Genomic DNA, 18,791 nt, shown 5'->3' with positions numbered 1-18,791 from the left:
AGCGGCAACCGTGTGACTGTACCGAGCAGGTGCGCCCGGAGCACGTTGACCCTCCGCCACCGCGCCGAGGTCAGATCAGCGCGGCCGGGTCGTCGGTCGGTGGAGCCGCGAGAGTCCACTCGTTGAACGACTCGGTGAACACGTACCAAAGGCCGTCTCGCCCGAGGCGCAGCTGGTGCCGCCCGGACGTCACCCGGTTGGCCTCGACCGTCACCGGCTCCGGTAGTACGCCGAAGGCCTCGGCCAGATCCTCGGGCGGGGCGTCGTACGACGTGGTGGTGGCGGCGAGACCCGCGGCGCCCGCGTAGTGCCAGGCGGTGGCCCAGACGGTGAGGGTGCGCGCGCTGATACCGGCGCGATGGGCCAGTTCGGCCAGCCCGGGCTTACCGAGCAGCTCGGCCGCGCGGCGGGCGAGATCCTCGTCGCGGGTGAGGGAGATCCCGCCGTCGCCGTCGCCCGAGGCCAGCTCCCAGGCTCGTCGTACGGCGTCGGTCGCGAGCGCGGTCAGCTCCGCTGAGGTAATACCGGATGACTTGGGTGGTTCGAGGATCTGCAGGCTTGACGGGACGCCCGGGTGAGACGGTGGTCGCGGTGGTGCGGGGATCTCCGCCGGATCGCGCGCGTACGCCTGTTTGGCGACGACGCCGCGCGGCTTCAGCACGGTCTTCGTGGCGGGACGTTGGCGGCGGGAGCGCAGCGCGGCCAGGAACGACGACCGCTCGCGCCCTCGCAACAACAGCAGTGCGAACGGATCCTCGTCGAGCGCGTCCGCGATGAGGTAACAGACCGCCGCCGAGTGCTTGCAGGGGATAGCGAAGTCCGGGCAGTTGCACGATGTCACCACCTCACCGGATTTCGGCAGCAGGTCCAGCCCGGCAGCCTGCACGTCGTCGACCAGGTCGGGAGGTAGTTCGCCATCGAGCAACGCGGCGACCCGGCCGACCTGCGCGGCGACCACGTCGAGTACGGCGGTCCACTCGTCGTCGGTGAAGGCCCGGATTCGCACGGACACGTCGTACGGCTTGGGGCGGCTTCCTTGCACGATCGCGGTGACGGCGCCGGGCTGGACGTGGTGCTCGAGCACACTGCTGCGACGAGCATACGAACGGCCGCGGCCGAGGCGGTTCGGATCAAGTTGCGCCTGGTGTTGCAGCGCCTCCACCCAGGCCTTGCCCCACCAGGTCAGGCCGAACGGCCGCCGGCTACCCGGGCCGCTCGCGGCAGGTTTGCCCGCGCCGCGCTCACCCGACTTCGCCCACTGCTGCCAGGGCGCCCGCGACTCCCGCCCATCATTCGGACCAGGCTCCGGGCGCCGGAAGCCGAGCGAACCCGAGTCGTTGCTCATGTCCTGCCGACCTTCGACGGATTGTGCACGCCCGCCGACCCCAGCTTCACCGGTTCGTTGCTGAGGGCGACCAGCTCGGCGAGATCGGCGTCGGACAGTTCACTCAGCCAGCCTTCGCCGGAGCCGACCACAGCGTCGGCCAGTTCGCGCTTGGCCGCGATGACGGCCGAGATTCGATCCTCAAGCGTGTTCTCGGTGACGAGGCGATGCACCTGGACGGGCTTGTCCTGGCCGATGCGGTACGCCCGGTCCGTGGCCTGATCCTCGACGGCCGGATTCCACCATCGGTCGTAGTGCACGACGTGCGAGGCCTGGGTCAGTGTCAGCCCGACACCACCCGCCTTCAACGACAGCAGGAACACCGGCGCCTGGCCAGCCTGGAACTCCTCGACCATCTGCTCACGCCGTCGCACCCCCACACCACCGTGCAGGAACAACGTCGGCACACCCCGCGAGGCCAGGTGCTGCTCGATCAGCCGGCACATCTCGACGTACTGGCTGAAGATCAGCACCGACTCGCCCTCGGCCAGGATCACGTCGAGCAGTTCGTCCAGGGCGGCGAGTTTGCCCGAACGGCGCGGCAGCGGTCCGGGCTCGTGCAGGAACTGCGCCGGGTGGTTGCAGACCTGTTTGAGCTGAGTGAGCAGACTCAGCACCAGCCCGCGTCGTTCGATGCCTTCGCTCTGCTCGATCTTGGCCAGGGTCTCGGCGGCCACCGCCTGGTAGAGCGTGGCTTGTTCGGTGGTGAGCGGCACGATCACGTCGCGCTCGGTCTTCGGCGGCAGCTCCGGCGCGATACCTGGGTCCGATTTCTTGCGGCGCAACAGGAACGGCCGGGTGACGCGGCTGAGCCAGGCCGTCGCGTCCTCGTCGCGATAGCGCTCGACCGGTACGGCGACGTCGTGGCGGAAGCGATCCAGCGTGCCGAGCAGGCCGGGCGCGGTCCAGTCGAGGATCGACCACAGCTCGGACAACCGGTTCTCCACCGGCGTTCCGGTGAGGGCCAGGCGGGTCCGGGCGGGCAGCGCGCGCAACGAACGCGCTGTTCGCGACAGCGGGTTTTTGGCATGCTGGGCCTCATCGGCGACGGCCAGGTTCCACTCGATGGTGCCGAGGGTCGCGTGGTCCTGGCGCACCACGCCGTACGTCGTGAGGACCACCTCGTTCGGGGCGAGATCCGCCAGCGTCCGGCCCGCGCCGTGGTAGCGCCGGCTCGGCGTGTCCGGGGCGAACCGGGCGAACTCGCGCTCCCAGTTGCCGAGCAGGGTCGACGGGCAGACGACCAGCGTCGGGCCGTTGCCGAGATGGAGGTGCAACGCGATCACCTGGATCGTTTTGCCCAGGCCCATGTCGTCCGCGAGGCAGCCGCCGAAACCGAGCTCGGCGAGCTGCGCCATCCACTCGACACCGCGGCGCTGGTAGTCGCGCAGGGTGGCCTGCAACGCGGGTGGCTGCACGAAAGCGGGCCGTTCGCTCGTGAGCCGGTCGGCCAGCGTGGCCAGGGCGCCATCGACCTCGAACGGCACTCGCTCGCCGTCGATCTCGATCTCGCCGGTCAATGCCGCGCCGAGCGCCTCAGCGCCGGTGAGCCTGCGCGTCATACCCCGGCGGAGCTTCGCGACCAGGTCCGGGTCGATGCGCACCCAGCGCCCGCGCATCCGGATCATCGGCCGTTTGGCCTCGGCCAGAACGCGGATCTCGTCCTCGGTCAGTTCCTCGCCGTCGAGCGTCGGGCGCCAACGGAAGCTGAGCAGCTCGGTCATGCTGAAGTCGGGCCCGGTCACGGCTCCCGGCGTTGGCGTGGCGCCGGCCTTGACCGCGAGTTTGCCGCTGAAGAGTTCGGCCGGCCAGCGCACCTCGATCCCCACGCCGTCCAACGCGGCGGTGTCCTCGAACAACGCGTCGAGCGCCTCATCCGCGATCGGTACGGCCTCGGGCGCCGCGTCGCGCAGGGCGTGATCCAGCGGCGGCCAGACCCGCGCACCTCGTCGCAAGGCCAGCAGTAGATCGGTCTCGGCCTGCTCGCCAAGCGCGGCCAGCACCGCAGCCGGAGCGGACCAGACATCCGCGACATCCACCAGCAAACTCGGATCGACGCCACTGCGAAGCTGTAACACCGCCCGGAAGTCCTCGGTCTCCAACGGCTCCGCGGGTGGTTCGATGCGAAGCACCAAACGCGCGCCGGCCTGCTCGGACCGCGCGCTGTCGGCCAGCCAGTCGGCGGATCCGGCCAAGGCGGTGGGCGCGACGCCGGCGAACGCGGCCGTCTCGCCGGTGACCGACTCGGCCGCGGCGGGCGTGCGGATCAAGGTGTCGGCGATCGCGTCCCAGAAGGCCCGCACGAGCAGCTCCGGATCCCGCAGGCGCAACGGCCGGCTCTCCGGAATCGGCAAGGCATACGCGGTCGGGGGCATCGCCTGGGCGAGGTTGCGCAGCCACGCTTGATCGGCTGGATCGAGCGGTGCCACTCGCCAGGTCGCGAAGCCTTCCGCGCTCTGATCCGGTACGACGCGGCCGCGGGCGATCAGGCCGAGCCCGGCAAGCGCGGCCGCCGACCAGGCCCGCAGGCTGGGGGAGGCGTCCGCGGCAGGTGGACCGGTCAGCAGCGCAAGCGCCTCGCTCATCGGAAGTAGCCGCGCCGGGACCGTCGTACGCCGGATCTGGGCGCCTCGCGGCAGCACCAGCTCCACCGCGCTCTCGCCACCGCGGCTCGCGGGAGTGGCGTCGTACAAGGCCAACTGGCCCTGGTGCGGTGGATCTGCGGGCAGGAAGACGGCTTCGGACATCGTGCCCCCGACATTACGGCCCGGCACCGACAAACACCGCAAATCGGTGCGCGAGGCCGGCGGCAAGGCGTTCAAGGAGGCGGGCTACATGAAAATGACAATCATCTGCTACCTTCGGAGCTCCGATTCCCCTGAACCATCTGGATGATCCGTGCGCCGCCGCCTGCCCTTGATGCTTGTCCCGTTGTTAGCGCTATCCCTGCTGTCCGCCGGATGTTTTGCCGAGAACGGCAAGGCGGCCGATGCGACTGGGGACGGCCGGATCAAGGTCGCGATGCTGCTGCCGCCCCGATCCGGGCTCACGCCGTTCAGCGATGACGCGTTCAAGCTGTCGCGGTGGTCCACCGCCGAGACGCTGGTGAACCTCGACGCGAACGGTGACGCTCTGCCCGGTCTCGCGACCGAGTGGAAGCGCACCGGCCAGACCTGGGAGTTCACGATCCGGCCCGGCGTGACGTTTCACGACGGCACCACGCTCACCGCGCAGTCGGTCGTCAACACGCTCAGCCGGGCGATGAAGGCCTCGCCGAAGCCGCGCATCCTGGACGGCGTCGAGCTGACCGCGAAGGTTCAAGGCGACAAGGTCATCGTCACCACGGCTGACCCGGATCCGCTGGTGCCGCAGCGCCTGTCGTCGCCGCAGCTCGCTATCTTCGCCGCGAGCGCGTACGGCGCGAACGGGAAGGTTAGTCCCGTCGGAACCGGCAGCGGGCCGTTCAAGCTCGTGAAGGTGAATGGGACGGCCACGGCGGCTCTCGACCGCTACGACGGTTACTGGGGCAAGAAGGCCGCTGCCTCGGGTATCGACGTCACGTTCGTCCCGGACGGCACTGCCCGCGCGGCCGCGATCCGAAGCGGGGAAGCGCATATCGCCGAGGCGGTGCCCGTATCGCAGGCGGCCCTTCTCGATCCGGAGACGATCACCCAAGTCCCCATGCCGCGTACTAACACCTTGCACCTCAATGCGAAGTCGGGCCCGTTCAAGAACCCCGGTCTTCGTGCAGCGGTCCGGGACGCAATCGACGCCGAGGAGATCGTCAAGAGCGTCTACGAAGGCCGCGCCGATGTAGCAGCGGGTCTACTCGGCCCCGCGCTCCCGTGGGCCGCCGAGATCCGCAAGCCGCGTACGGGAACTACCGCCGCCGTGGACCCGAAGGGGACCACCATCACGCTCGCCACCTTCTCCGACCGGGCTGAACTGCCTGAGGTGGCTTCGGTGTTGCAGCAGCAGCTCCAGAAGGCCGGATTCAAGGTGAACCAGGTTGTCCGGGAATACGCGCATATCGAGGAGGACGCGCTCGCAGGCAAGTTCGACGCGTTCATCCTGTCCCGGGCGACTGTGCTCGACTCGGGCGATCCGGTGGCCTACCTGCAGTCCGACTTCACTTGTGAGGGCGGTTTCAACATCGCCCAGTTGTGCGACCCGAACGTCGATCAGGCCGTCCGGACCGCCAGTGCCACCGAGCCGGGGGACAAGCGCCGTACCGCGATCATGGCCGCCGAGGCCGCCGTACTGCGCACTGACGCGGCGATCCCGATGTTGCACGAGCGGGTCATTCAAGGCGACGCGACGTCCGTGGCCGACTCGGCCAAGGACCCGCGCGAGCGGACGTTGATCACGGTCGATACCAAGCTCCGATGAGGGCCGGCGCGCTGGTTTCCCGGCTGGGCGCGCTGGTGGTGATCCTCGGCGTGGTCGGATTGCTGCCCTGGCTGTCCGGCCGCGATCCGGCCTTGTCCATCCTGCGCGCGCGATCGGCCGAGCAGGAGCCGACGAAGGAGGCGCTGGACACCATCCGTCGTGAGCTGGGTTTGGGCTCTGGACCGTTGAGGGCGCTTGGTGACTGGTTGGGCGGCGTGGTCCGAGGCGACCTCGGCCGGTCCTGGGTAGACGGCGCCGAGGTGCTGCCGTCGGTACTGTCCGGTCTAGCCGTCTCGCTGACCTTGATGGGCGCGGCGCTCGTAGTAACACTCGTACTCACCGTTGCGCTCTGTACGCCGACGCTGGTCCGCGGGGCGCTGGGAACCCTCCGAGGTTCTACAAGCACGGGAGGTCCGGCAGCGGCTCTGGCGGCTCTACCCGAGTTCTTGCTGGCCACGCTGCTTCTGCTGATCCTGTCGGTGTGGCTCGGCTGGTTCCCGCCGTACGGCTGGCGAGGGCCGCAGCACCTCGTGCTACCCGCACTAGCCCTGGGAATTCCCGCAGGCGGCATACTCGGCCGGCTGGTGGATGACGCGCTACCGGCCGTATTCGAGGAGCGTTGGGTAGGCCTATGGCGGTCCTCAGGTTGTACGCCGGGCGTAATCGCGCGAGCCGCCTTGCGCCGGGCGATGCCGCCGTTGCTGCCGCAGTTCGGACTAGTCGCTGTCGCGCTTACCGGTGGCGCTGTCGCGGTTGAGACGGTATTCGCCGTACCAGGCATTGGACGAACTGCACTGGGCTCTGCCGAGGCGCAGGACCTCCCGTTGCTCCAGGGATCTGTACTCGCGCTCGTGCTGCTAGGCGTCGTCGCCGGGGTGATCATCGAGGTGGCCCGCCGCCGCATGCTCGGCCCGGGCCTTCGGGACGCGGCGCTGTCGCTACCGGCCCGGATGACGGGTGACGCCGGACGCCTGAATCGCTTGGTGCCGGCGATCAGCGCGGTACTCCTGGCCGTTGTCATCGGCTGGGGCCTGCTGCTCGAACCACTGCATCTCGACACCACCGCACGCCTCGCGGCGCCGAGTTGGAACCACCCGCTGGGCACCGACTCGCTCGGCCGCGACGTACTGGCCCGGGTCGGTCATGGCGCGGTGCCGACGTTGGGCGCGGCGGTACTCGTCTGCGTGTGCTCGTTTGTCATCGCGATGGTCCTCGGCTTCCTGCCGGGCATCACCACCGGCGCTGCGGAAACGATCAACGCCGTACCGCCGGTGATCGCCGGCATTCTGGTCGCCGCGGCCGTCGGGCCGGGCACGGCGGGCGCGTCCATCGCCGTCGCCGCGGTGGGCTGGCCGGCGCTGGCCGCGCACGCCGCCGCGTTGGTGCAGGAGACCCGTGCCGCGATGCACCTCAGCGCCCAACGTGCGATCGGCTCGTCGCCGTTCTGGATCCTGACCCGGCACGTTCTTCCGGCCGTCGCGGGTCCGGTCGCCCGGCATGCCGTACTGCGTCTGCCCGGTTTCGCCCTGGCGATCGCGGCCCTCGGCTTCCTCGGTCTTGGTGCCCAACCGCCCAAGCCGGAATGGGGGCTGATGCTGGCCGAGTCCCTGCCGTACGTCGAGCGTGCTCCGTGGGCGGCGCTGGCCCCGACGGTGCTCCTGCTGCTGCTCGCGGCTCTTGCCGTCTCCTTGTCCACGCTGCCGGTCAAGCCGAGATCCTCGCTACCGGCTGTCCCGAAGGTGGCGAGCGATGTCTGACGCTCTACTGCAGGTACGAGACCTCTACATCGGCGTACGTGACCTCAAGGTGGTCCGCGGCCTGTCGCTGGACGTCGCGGCGGGGGAGTTGCTTGCCGTCGTAGGCGAATCCGGCGCCGGGAAGTCGGTGACCGCCCGGGCCATCCTCGGACTCCTGCCAACCGGTATGACCGTCTCCGGCAGCGTGCGCCTCGACGGCCGGGAACTCGTCGGCGCCCCGCAAAGTACGTATCGCCAGCTCCGCGGCCGCCGGATCGCCTTCGTACCGCAGGACGCGCTCTCCGTGCTGAGCCCCGTCCACACCATCGGGGACCAACTCGCCTTGGCCATTCGGTCCGTACGTCGCGTAAGCCGCAAGACCGCCCGCGACAACGCCGTGGCGGCACTCGATCGGGTCGGGATTCCGGACGCCGTACGGCGGGCCCGGGCCTATCCGCACGAGTTCTCCGGCGGTATGCGCCAGCGTGCGGTGATCGCCATGGCCACGGTGAACGACCCGGCGCTGGTGATCGCCGACGAACCGACCACCGCGCTCGATCCGACCGTGCAGGCCCACATCCTCGATCTGCTGGACGAACTGCGCCGGGACTCCGGAACGGCCGTCATGCTCGTGACACACGACCTCGCGATCGCGGCGGCCCACGCCGATCGGATCCTGGTGATGTACGCCGGACGCCACGTCCAGTCCGGGCCGATCGAGCAGGTGCTGGCGGACCCGCGCGCGCCGTACACCGCGGGTCTGATCGCCGCGCTGCCGCCTCGCGAATCCACCGGCCGGCGCCTCCCGGCCATCGTGGGAACGCCCGCGATGCCGGGTTCGCTGCCGCCCGGCTGCGCCTTCGCAGCGCGTTGCCCGGCGGCCAGAGACATCTGCCGGGTCGAAGAACCCGCGCCTTTCGAGATCGGCCCGGGTCATCTCGTCTCTTGTCATCGGCTCGGTGAACTGCCGGGGCGTACGACGGAGTTGTTCGAGGAGATCGCCGGATGACCGTGTCCTTGCTCGAGGTGCAAGACCTTCGCGTGCGCTATCCGGCCCGGGGACGCCGGACGCCACCAGTGCTCGCGGTGGACGGAGTGTCCTTCACCGTGAACGCGGGACAGACCGTCGCCCTGGTAGGCGAATCCGGCTCTGGCAAGTCCAGTACCGCCTCGGCCATCCTGATGTTGCGGCGGCCCGAAGGCGGTTCGGTGCGGTTCGAGGGCCGCGAACTCACCGGGCTGAACGAGCGGGAGCTGCGCGCCGTACGGCCGGGGTTGCAGCCGGTGTTCCAGGACCCGTACGGATCGCTCAGCCCGCGCAAGTCGGCGTACGACTCGGTGGCAGAGCCGCTCAGGGTTCAAGGCCGGTGGGACCCGGTGGCCGGTCCGGCGCGGGTGGCCGAGCTGCTCGATCTCGTTCACCTTGATCGGGGCGTCGCCCGGCGGATGCCGCACGAGCTTTCCGGCGGGCAGTGCCAGCGGGTCGGTATCGCCCGCGCGCTGGCGAGTGACCCGCGCCTGCTGGTACTCGACGAGCCGGTGTCCGCACTTGATCCGTCGGTGCGTGCGGGCGTGATCAACCTGCTGACGGATCTGCAGGAAGAGCTCGGGTTGGGCCAGTTGCTGATCTGCCACGACCTCGCCTTGGTTCGGCACGTCGCGCACCGGGTCGTGGTGTTGCACCAGGGGCGGATCGTCGAGGCCGGGCCGGTTCGCGAGGTTTGTGACGCGCCTGCCCACTCGTACACCCAGGAACTCCTGGCGTCGGTGCCGAACCTGCGTCAATGACCAGGGCCGCGCCTCCTCCCGTAGTTGTCGGCGGCTCGATGGGCGGGCTGCCGCGATTGCTGATCGGGACGCAGTTCGCGTTCAACGTCGGGTTCTTCGCGGTACTGCCTTATCTGTCGGCGCATCTGACTGGCACGCTGGCGCTGTCCGGGTGGCTCGTGGGACTGGTGCTGGGGTTGCGGACCTTCAGCCAGCAAGGGCTGTTCGTGGTCGGTGGAGCGCTCACCGACCGGTTCGGACCGCGGCCGATCGTATTGGTGGGCTGCGGACTGCGGGTGCTCGGATTCGGCTGGCTCGGGTTCGCGCAGAGCACGTGGGCAGTTGTCGCGGCAGTGCTGGTGGTCGGGTTCGCCGCGGCCTTGTTCTCGCCCGCGGTCGAATCCGAGATTGCGCGCCAAGCGGTCCTGCACGAGGAAGCGACTGGTGCAGGGCGCACCAGAATGCTTGGCCTGTTCAACGCGGCCGGGCAGGCCGGAGCACTCATAGGCCCAGTGCTCGGTGCGGCCCTGTTAGGTGTCGGCTTCCGCTTCGTCTGCCTAACCGGCGCCGGGATCTTCGTGGTCATCCTCATCGCCCAAGCCCGGCTGATGCCGCGCACCCGGCTGACGCGCTCCGTCGTGCATAAGGTCCCCGAGGGGACGTGGGGCCGCGATCGACGGTTCCTGGCGTTGTGTCTCGCGTACGGGTGTTACCTGTTGCTCTACAACCAGCTCTACCTCGCGCTGCCTAGCGAGGTAGAACGCGCGACAGGCGCTCAGACGGCTGTCGGCTGGCTATTCGCGCTCTCGTCTCTGCTGGTGGTGGTCGGCCAGCTTCCGCTGTCCCGATGGGCCGCACGTCGGCTATCCCTGCGCGGGGCCCTCCACGTGGGCTTAGGCCTCATGGCGGCTGGTGCGTTGGCGGCCGCACTGCTGTTGCCCGTAGGCGCGGTTGGCGGTTTGCTGCCTTCGCTCGCGTATGTCGTCTTGCTGACGGCCGGCCAGATGCTGGTCGTACCAGCCGCTCGGGCGTGGGTTCCCGATCTCGCGGGCGCTCAACGGTTAGGGCTGTACACCGGCGCTATGTCGTCGTTGTCCGGCGTACTCGTACTGATCGGTGCCGCGCCGCTTGGCGCCGTCTTCGACCTCGGTGGCCCAGGGCCCTGGCTCGTGCTGGCCGCGGTCGCCGTGGTGGGCGCCTGCTGCGTGCCGCGCCAGGCCGCCGTGACCTGAGATTTGACCTCAAGCAATGTTGAGGTTGAAAGCTTGGCGCAGACAACATCCGGACAACAGGGAGTGATGGATATGCGCGCGGCCGTGGTGACCAGGTTTGGTGGACCCGAGGTGATCGAGACCCAGGAATGGCCGGAGCCCGTGGCCAGGGCTGGCCAGGTGGTACTCGACGTCGTCGCGGCGGACGTGATCTTCGTGGAGACGCAGATCCGCGCCGGTCTGCATGGCGACTTCTTCACCGTGGAACCGCCGTACGTGCCGGGCAGTTCCGTCGGCGGCACCGTTCGTTCGGTCGGCGAGGGCGTCGATCCCGCGTGGATCGGCAAGAAGGTGGTGGCCCGGCCGGAGGGGTTCGGGTCGCACGCCGAGCAGGTCGCTGTTCCGGCCGCGGCGCTGAGCGAGGTGCCCGAAGGCCTTTGGCTGACCGAGGCGGTCGCGGGTGCGGGTGACGCGTGGACCGCGCTGGTCGCGTTCGACCGCTCGGGGACCAAGCCGGGTGACTCGGTACTGATCACCGCGGCGGCCGGTGGCATGGGCGTACTGCTGATCCAGCTGGCCAAGGCGGCCGGGGCGACCGTGATCGGTGCGGCCCGGGGCCAGGCCAAGCTCGACTTGATCAAGGCGCAGGGCGCGGATCTCGCGATCGACTACTCCGAGCCGGGCTGGCAGAAGAAGGTGCTCGACGCCACCGACGGCAAGGGCGTTCGGATCGCGTTCGAGGGCGCGGGTGGGGAAACCGGGGGACAGGCGTTCCAGACGGTCGCGCCCGGTGGATGGATCTCGGCCCACGGCGCGGCGAGTGGTGAGTTCGCCTCGATCGACCCGGCCGAGGCCGATCGCAAGGGCATCACGGTCGGCGGCATCGCGGAGCTCCAGCCCACGCCCGGCCAGGCCGACGAGCTGAACGAGCAGGTGCTGACCGCCCTCGCGACCGGACGGCTCAAGCCGGTGATCGACCGCACCTTCCGGCTGGACGAGGTCGGCGCGGCGCACGAGGCGATCGAGGCCCGGACGCTGCTGGGCAAGGCGCTGATCGTGCCCTGACCAGGTGGTTATCCGGCAGGACCAGAGGCGGCGATGATCATGTTGCGGCCGGAGCGTTTGGCCGTGAGCAGCGCGTTGTCGGCGGCGATGACCAGTTGATCGGTTGTCGTCGCCACCTCGGGATAAACCGCGAGGCCGATCGACGCGGGCACACCGTTGATCACCTCGTCACCGTCGGAGACCGGTACCACCAGCGCGGCCAGGGCCTGCCGAACCCGCTCAGCCACCTCGAGCAGCTCGGCGCTGTCCGTGTTCGGCAGCAGCACGGCCAGCTCGTCACCGCCGATCCGAGCCACCAGGTCACCTTCGCGGACCTCCGAGCGCAGGCAGTCCGCGACGGCCCGCAGCGTCCGGTCCCCGACAGGATGGCCGAACTCGTCGTTGATGCGTTTGAAGTGGTCCAGGTCGAGCAGCAGCAACCCGACGGGTTTTCGCAACAGCTCGGCCCGGGCCAGCTCGGCCGGCAAGGCCTCGGCCCAGTGCGCTGGCGTCGCGAGGCCCGTCTTGACGTCGATCCCGGCGGCCTGCTTGAACTGCGGCAGCAGCAGGTCCCGGTGCAGCGCGAGCACCGTCACCATCAGAACCGGCACGACCCACGGGTACGACGACTGAACCGCCGCGACCGCGACGCCGAGGCCCAGGCCGGCCACGACGACCACCTGGTTCGACATGTCACCGGCGGCGGCCCGGTACGTCGTACCGCTGGAGAGCACGATCGCGTACACGATCAGCCCGAAGTTGATCGCCCACCACAGCAGCACGGCGGCGAGCACGAACAGCAGCGAGCTCCAGCCCGTCGGCAGGCGGGGCACGTCGGTGAGGCCGCCGAGGCGCAGCACCGCGAACGCGCCCGCGCTGGCGAGCACAAACGTCGCCGCGGAGAAGACCTTGCGGAAGATCACCGAATGGCTCAGGCCGCGCACCGAGACGTAGCTGTAGGCCAGTAGCGCGAGCAGGATCGTCAGAGACAGCGGCAACAACAGCAGCCCGGCGAAGACCCACAGGCTCTTCAGATCGGTGTAGGCGGTGCTCTCTTTGCGATGCCGGACCCGCTCGATCCCGCTGGCGAACTCCAGGTGCAGCACGGAGGCGATCGCGAGCATGGCGAACGCAGGCCAGTCGATCGTCCACTCGTCGCCGGCCCGCTGCCAGGTCACCCAGGCCGTCAGCACCGTGACCGCGAGCGCCAGCACGTCCACGGCGAGCACATAGATCAGCGCGCGCCTCGGTAACGACCAGATCGCCCAGCGACGCGGCGCCCAGGAGGTGTCGCCAAGCTGCATCCGGAGATCCCCACCAGTCGGAAATGAACAAGTGCCTGCATGCTAACGGCCCGTGGGGACAGCTTCCGGAAACTGTCGGTGCCACCCGATAACGTTCGTAGTGCCAGGGGCGGCTCATGGGTGCGCTTCCTTCTCCTTCCAGGCAAAGTAGCGTGCCGCTCTCCGCCCCTGGCGCTTCGTTCCAGATGTCGGCTCGGTGCTCAGGGGGTGAAGATGCAGGTCGATCTGGCGGTGCTGTTGTTGCGCCGCGGCGGGCTCGTGGCGGTGGATCTGCTCACGCCAAAGCCAGGCCGACCCCGGCTGCAATGGCGGCGGAAGCGGTTCCGCGACGCCCAGGCCGGCATGCTCGCGCTCGAGGGCGACCTGATCCAGCGGGGTCTGCTGCCGTCGGCCCGGTTCCACCATCACGGCGCCGGCCTGCCGCCGGAAACCCTTGCCCAGTTGGGGAAACAGCTACTCGAACTGGTCGACGCCGAGCTCGGCGCGGTCGCGGAGCACGTGCCGCTGTTCCGTGGTTTCCCGGACACGATCCCCGCCGACACCGAGCAGTTGTACGTCGACCGCGTGTTCGCGCGACTGATGCAGGAGCCGGAGCAACCCTGCGTGCTGTGCGGCGAGCAGCGCACGGTCTTCCCGGTCTCGCCCTGCGCGCATCTGGTCTGCGCGAACTGCTGGGACGGCGCCGACTACGGCGCGTGCCCGATCTGCCATCGCCGCATCGATCCGGACGACCCGTTTTTGCAGGTTCCTGCAATCGAACAGGCCCGCCCGAGTCGTTCGGCACGACCGGTCGAGCGATTGCGCCTGCTCACGCTCAGCACCGAGTCGCACCGGGCGGCGGCCGAGCTGGCGACGGCCTTGGTGCAACGGCAGACCCCGTTGTCGGCGCAGGATCGCCGCGACCTGATCGTGCTGATGGCCGCGTTACCCGAGCCGGACTGGCTGCCCGCCACGATCCCGGTGCGGGAGACCCGGGTGCTGGTGCTCGCGTGGTTGCTGGCCGAGCATCCGCGATTGCTCGACGATCACCTGGAGACCGCGACGGATGTGCTCCGCCTGCTGTACGTCCTGATGGGCGCGGATCCAGGTCTGCAGGTCCCACCGGTGCGCCGGCAGTCCCTGCCACGCGCGACTCGCCGCTTGCTGCTGGCCGCGCTCGACCGGATGCCACCCTTGCTGCTCGCGGAGGACGTACTGCGTCATCGCGAGGTCTGGAAACGGATGGCCGAGGCGTTGCACCCGTTCGAATTCGCCGAGCGGTTCCCGGTCGCCGCGTTGGCCTTCGCGGTGCTACGGCAGACCAGGCTTGACGCGAGTACGGCGCTGGGCCGCGCCGTGCTGAGCGAGGCGGTCCGGTTCGGGGAGTTCCGGGTGGAGCACGGGCGCGTCCGGCTCAGCACGTTCGCCACCCGGGTGGAAGCCGCCTTCGCCGCGGGACATCCCGTTCAGGCCCTGGCCGTACTGCGCGAGCGCCCGGGGGAGTTGGCCCGCCGGGTGATCCACCTCGCCCGCGCCCTACCGCCGGACAGCCGAGGCGCACTCGTCGAAGCGTTGACCGTCGCCGCTTCGGACGTATCACCCGCGGTGCTCATCGCCGTACTAGGTCAACTCCGCACGGCTCCGGAGGGCATCCGGTTGTTCTTCCCGAAGGGAGGAGCGGCTCCGGCCTGGGCCGAGCCGGACTACCGTGAGCCGCTACCGGGCGATCTGGCCGTGGCTCTCGCGGATGTGCTCACGACCGAGTTGTTGCGTCGCGCCTCGGCGTTGCCACGTCTCGATCGCGCCTTCCTGGACGAGGGTTTGGCCGACCTGGCCGCGCCTGGTTCCGAGCGCGGTGCCTCGGCCAGCCTGGTGCGGATCACCCGTGGCAGTGCGCAAACCGTGCCGAGGGACGACCTGCTGCGGTTGTTCCTGCACTGGGTCGAGCCGGAGGGCACGACCGTGGATCTCGACCTCTCGGTGGCGATCTTCGACGAGCAGTGGGACTTCCTCGGGCTGTGCGACTACACCAATCTGCGCTTCGAGGACGAGGCCGCCATCCACTCGGGCGATCTCACCTCCGCGCCGTCGCCACTCGGTGCCTCGGAATTCGTCGACCTCGATCTGGAGCTGATCCGCTCGGTCGGCGGGCGCTACGTCATGCCCGTCGTCTTCAGCTACAACAACGTGCCGTTCGGCCAGCTGGTCAAGGGTTTTGCCGGGGTGATGCGACGGCCGAACGGGTTGTTCGATCCGGGCGCGGTCGAGCAACGGTTCGACCTCAGCGGCCCGGCGAAGATCCTGCTGCCGTTCGCCGTCGACCTGTGGTCCCGCCGCCTCCGGTGGTACGACCTGAACCTCAGCGCCGCCGGCTTCACCCACCAGGTGGCCGGATATGCCGGTCAACTGGCACGCCTCGGCGATGCGATGGAGGACGTCTACGCCAGCGGCCATCGGGTCAGCCTGTGGGAACTGTGCTGCTGGCACGCCGCCGCCCGAGCCAACGATGTCGTCGTGCGCTGTACGGATGGTTCGGTGGTCCGCTACACCCGCGCGGTCGGGGAGGACCTCACCACCTTCGCGCAGCGCCTCACCACCCGCCGCGAGCCCGACCGCCACCTGACTCCTGGTACCGATGCGGCCAAAACCGCAGGCCTTGTCGCTGTCATCGTCGGCGACGTCGAACCACCTCCGGGCGCGGACGTTTACGCCCTCTACCCAAGGTCCCTCGACGCCACCGAAGTCACCCTCATAGACCCAGCCGGCCTACTGGCCCAACTAACCCCCGACGCCCGAGCCCGCATCACCTCCTAACAGCGACGAGCTGAGAGCAGTGACGCACTATCCGCCCGTCTCGCCCGCCCACGCCGACAGCCCACCGCACCGCCCCGCCCACCTGTCCGCCGTCGCCTTGCGCTTAGCCCATCTTGGTGAGTCTGCTGGACGTTTTTTCGGCGAAATTATGTCCAGTGGACTCACCAAGACGAGCCTCTGGCAGCCGGACGAGGGGTGCGTGACCGCCGTGCTCGCTCGCCGTGACCGGGCTCGGGGTCTGGCACGGAAACGGGGTCTGCCGGGGAGACGGCGTCCCGCAGGGGAAGTCGGGGCCTGACGGGGTAGACGGGGCCCTGGCAATGGAAGCGGGGCCCTGGCAGGGGAAACGGGGTCCTGGCGGGGGAAGCCGGGTCCTGGCAGGGGTTATAACCCCTGCGCAGACACTGTTCGGGGTGCTCGGACCCGACAACGTGTCCCCAGTGCGTCGTCGCGGCGAGCAAGCGGGGACGCCATAAGGCCCGATCCCGACCTACCGGGCGGCCGTGCGTTCCCTTCCCCGCGAGTGGATGCGTATGCACGCGACCACTCGCGACGTGCCACAGTGATGCGCTGCCCCTCCCGCGAGTGGACGCGTGCGAACGCGACCACTCGCGACGGTGTTGTCGGGCTGCTCCCGGGTAACCAGAGTGCGCGCTGTTGCGATCCACCTCCGCGCGTGCGTTCGCGACGACTGGCGAATGAGGACGCGCGGCCGTCGTACCGGTCCTGCCGACTCGTCCCCACCACGATTCCGCCGATCACGTCCCCACCGCGCTTCTGCCGATCACGTCCCCACCGCGCTTCCGCCGAACGAGGAGTCAGGTGCGCCTTATGGGGTGGTGCGGAGGGTGTGGTCGAGGTGGCGGAGGAGTTCGCCGACGCGGCCGCCGCCGGGAGGGGCGTCGGGGTAGCGCTTGAGCACTTCCACCATGGCCGGGGTGGCGTGGCGCCGGGCCTGGTCGAGGTGTTCGGCACCGACGTCCGGATTGTCGCCAGCGAGGAGTTCGACCGCCCTCGCCGCATGCACCGCCGCGCCGAGAATGTGCTTCACCTGATGGGCATCGGCTAACGGATGCAGGTACGCCGCCGACGCTGCGGCCATCGCGGCTCGCGCCACGTTGTCCGCGGCCGGGGTAACGCCCTCTTCCCGAGCAGCCCGATGCGCGGCCCACGCGGTATCGCGCAGCAACTTCCCCCGCTCGCCACCGCGCGCGAACGCCCACGCGGCGTCGACCGCGTCGCGCGGCCGCGAATCGTCCGGCCGGACCTGCTCGAAGATCTCCAGGACCACCTCGGCACACTGTGCGGCGTACGCGGTGACCTCGCGAAGATCCTGCTTGCTCAGCGGAATCTCGATTCTTCCCTTCGCCTGACTCATGAACCTAAATCGTATCTTTGAAGGCCCGGTTGAGACTTCGGCGCACGCATGTCCATGGCCTACGGTGCGAAGCCTCAACCGTTCGTCAGGGCCGAGCGCGGACTGAGCCGCCTCGAATCGACGCCACGAGCGCGGTTGGGACCCAAGGCAACGATCTCGAACCAGCATCGTCGTGAGGTCGGCGGAAAAGTGTCCCCGGATGGGCATAGAGTCTGACGAGCTAGTGCTGGGCCAAGGGCTGGAGGATCAGTGACCAGGTATCTCACCAAGGCGGCCGCGGCCGCCGTCATGATGGCGAGCGCCCTCGTGGCCACTGCCTGTTCGGCGGGGTCCGGTTCGACGCCGAACGCCTCGCCCGGCAATGGCGCGGACGGCAAGACGCTGGCGGTCGGCCTGGTCGCGGAGCCGGCCAGCCTGGACTTCACCACCGCCGACGGCGCGGCCATTCCGCAGGCGTTGCTCGGCAACGTCTACAACGGCCTGGTGAAACAGGACGACAGCGGCAAGATCGTGCCCGACCTGGCGAAGTCGTGGACGGTGTCGCCGGATCGCAAGACCTACACGTTCACCTTGGTGGACAACGCGAAGTTCACCAACGGCGCGCCGTTCACCGCCGCCGACGCGGTGTTCAGCATCAACCGGGTGAAGTCGGCGTGGACCACCTCGCTGAAGGCCGCGATGGATGTCGTGCAGCAGGCGACGGCCGTCTCGCCGACCCAGCTGAAGGTGGTGCTCGGGGCCCCGAGCAACGACTGGCTGTTCCGGATGACCACCCGGATCGGCGCGATGTTCAGCCAGACCGGCGTGGACAAGCTCGCGACGGAACCGGTCGGCACCGGGCCGTACCGGCTGGGCTCGTGGCAGCGCGGTGACTCGATCACCTTGCGCCGTAACGACAACTACTGGGGCACCAAGCCGTACTTCGACCAGGTCACGCTGAAGTACTTCAAGGACCCGACCGCGCTGAACAACGCCCTGCTCACCGGCACGATCAACATCATCAGCACGGTGCAGGCGCCCGAATCGCTCGGCCAATTCACCAGCAACGACAAGTACCAGGTGATCGAGGGTACGACGAACGGCGAGGTGGTGCTGTCGTTCAACAACTCCAAACCGGTCTTCCGGGACAAGCGCTTCCGCCAGGCGATCCGGCACGCGATCGATCACAAAGCCCTGCTGGACACGTGTTTCGCCGGCCGCGGCAAGCTGATCGGCAGTATGGCGCCGCCGACCGATCCCTGGTTCGAGGACCTCACCGCCGCCACGCCGTTCGACCCGGCCAAGGCGAAGTCGTTGCTTCAGGCAAGCGGTTCGGCCGGTGCCTCCTTGCGGCTGCGGCTGCCCACCCTGCCGTATGCGACGTCTTGCGGTCAGGTGGTGAAGAGCCAGCTGGAGCAGGTCGGCCTGAAGGTGCGGATCGACCAGCTGGAGTTCCCGGCGGCCTGGCTGACCACCGTCTTCAAGAACGCGGACTATGACCTGTCGATCATCTCGCACGTGGAGCCGCGCGACCTCGGGGCCGTTTTCGGCAACCCGGCGTACTACACGCGCTACGGCACACCCCAGCTGAAGGCGCTGCTCGCGGCGGCCGACGCCGGTGACGAAAAGACCCAGGTGGCGAAGATGAAGGAGGCCGCGCGCCTGCTGTCGGACGAGGCGGCCGCGGACTGGTTGTTCCTGCTGCCGAGCCTGGTAGTGGCCGACAAGAACATCACCGGTATCCCGAAAAACGCGATCACCGAGCAGTTCGACCTGTCCCGCCTGGCCCGCTCATGACCGAGGCCC

12 protein-coding genes are annotated in these 18,791 nt (G+C 69.1%); 8 read left to right on the top strand and 4 right to left on the bottom strand.

Features of this window, described 5'->3' with window-relative positions; genetic code table 11:
* Window positions 1-70: 70 nt before the first annotated feature.
* Together ACFFGN_RS20240 and ACFFGN_RS20235 are read right to left on the bottom strand one after the other, a co-directional pair.
* Window positions 71-1,345, bottom strand: a complete 1,275-nt coding sequence (locus ACFFGN_RS20240) for an SWIM zinc finger family protein (protein WP_380049889.1) — start codon at window positions 1,343-1,345, stop codon at window positions 71-73.
* Complete coding sequence (locus ACFFGN_RS20235; RefSeq protein WP_380049886.1) at window positions 1,342-4,131, bottom strand: SCO1167/SCO6262 family helicase; 2,790 nt, start codon at window positions 4,129-4,131, stop codon at window positions 1,342-1,344. Before ACFFGN_RS20235 ends, ACFFGN_RS20240 begins: the two co-directional genes overlap by 4 nt.
* A 151-nt stretch (window positions 4,132-4,282) precedes the next feature.
* Here ACFFGN_RS20235 and ACFFGN_RS20230 point away from each other — a divergent pair, with 151 nt between their 5' ends.
* The 6 genes from ACFFGN_RS20230 (at window position 4,283) to ACFFGN_RS20205 (ending at window position 11,552) form a co-directional block, all read left to right on the top strand.
* Entirely contained in the window at window positions 4,283-5,773 is a 1,491-nt protein-coding gene (locus tag ACFFGN_RS20230; RefSeq protein WP_380049884.1) for an ABC transporter substrate-binding protein, read from the top strand.
* Window positions 5,770-7,530 (top strand): ABC transporter permease subunit, encoded by a 1,761-nt coding sequence (locus ACFFGN_RS20225; protein ID WP_380049881.1) that lies wholly within the window; start codon window positions 5,770-5,772, stop codon window positions 7,528-7,530. Before ACFFGN_RS20230 ends, ACFFGN_RS20225 begins: the two co-directional genes overlap by 4 nt.
* Window positions 7,523-8,518 (top strand): ABC transporter ATP-binding protein, encoded by a 996-nt coding sequence (locus ACFFGN_RS20220; RefSeq protein ID WP_380049878.1) that lies wholly within the window; start codon window positions 7,523-7,525, stop codon window positions 8,516-8,518. The genes ACFFGN_RS20225 and ACFFGN_RS20220 overlap by 8 nt, the downstream gene beginning before the upstream one ends.
* Window positions 8,515-9,297: an ATP-binding cassette domain-containing protein gene (locus tag ACFFGN_RS20215; RefSeq protein ID WP_380049876.1), complete on the top strand. Its 783-nt coding sequence runs from the start codon at window positions 8,515-8,517 to the stop codon at window positions 9,295-9,297. The genes ACFFGN_RS20220 and ACFFGN_RS20215 overlap by 4 nt, the downstream gene beginning before the upstream one ends.
* Window positions 9,294-10,508, top strand: a complete 1,215-nt coding sequence (locus ACFFGN_RS20210) for an MFS transporter (protein ID WP_380049873.1) — start codon at window positions 9,294-9,296, stop codon at window positions 10,506-10,508. The genes ACFFGN_RS20215 and ACFFGN_RS20210 overlap by 4 nt, the downstream gene beginning before the upstream one ends.
* Window positions 10,509-10,580: 72 nt before the next feature.
* Window positions 10,581-11,552: a zinc-binding dehydrogenase gene (locus ACFFGN_RS20205; protein ID WP_380049870.1), complete on the top strand. Its 972-nt coding sequence runs from the start codon at window positions 10,581-10,583 to the stop codon at window positions 11,550-11,552.
* Between the two features lie 8 nt (window positions 11,553-11,560).
* Here ACFFGN_RS20205 and ACFFGN_RS20200 read toward each other — a convergent pair whose 3' ends face one another.
* The gene (locus ACFFGN_RS20200) at window positions 11,561-12,835 is read right to left on the bottom strand and encodes a GGDEF domain-containing protein (RefSeq protein ID WP_380049867.1); all 1,275 of its coding nucleotides are present in this window, start codon (window positions 12,833-12,835) and stop codon (window positions 11,561-11,563) included.
* A 213-nt stretch (window positions 12,836-13,048) separates the two neighbouring features.
* Here ACFFGN_RS20200 and ACFFGN_RS20195 point away from each other — a divergent pair, with 213 nt between their 5' ends.
* Entirely contained in the window at window positions 13,049-15,628 is a 2,580-nt protein-coding gene (locus ACFFGN_RS20195; RefSeq protein WP_380049864.1) for an MXAN_6230/SCO0854 family RING domain-containing protein, read from the top strand.
* Window positions 15,629-16,457: 829 nt separating this feature from the next.
* On the opposite strand, the gene ACFFGN_RS20190 is transcribed toward ACFFGN_RS20195, so the two are convergent.
* Complete coding sequence (locus ACFFGN_RS20190) at window positions 16,458-17,006, bottom strand: putative immunity protein (protein WP_380049861.1); 549 nt, start codon at window positions 17,004-17,006, stop codon at window positions 16,458-16,460.
* 249 nt (window positions 17,007-17,255) lie between these two features.
* Here ACFFGN_RS20190 and ACFFGN_RS20185 point away from each other — a divergent pair, with 249 nt between their 5' ends.
* Window positions 17,256-18,782 carry an ABC transporter substrate-binding protein gene (locus ACFFGN_RS20185; RefSeq protein WP_380049858.1) on the top strand — a complete coding sequence of 509 codons (1,527 nt, stop codon included), beginning with the start codon at window positions 17,256-17,258 and terminating at the stop codon, window positions 18,780-18,782.
* Window positions 18,783-18,791: the final 9 nt, after the last annotated feature.

This window comes from Kribbella deserti, assembly GCF_042434725.1.
Classification (GTDB): domain Bacteria; phylum Actinomycetota; class Actinomycetes; order Propionibacteriales; family Kribbellaceae; genus Kribbella; species Kribbella deserti.
This window is presented reverse-complemented; position numbering and strand designations above follow the sequence as displayed.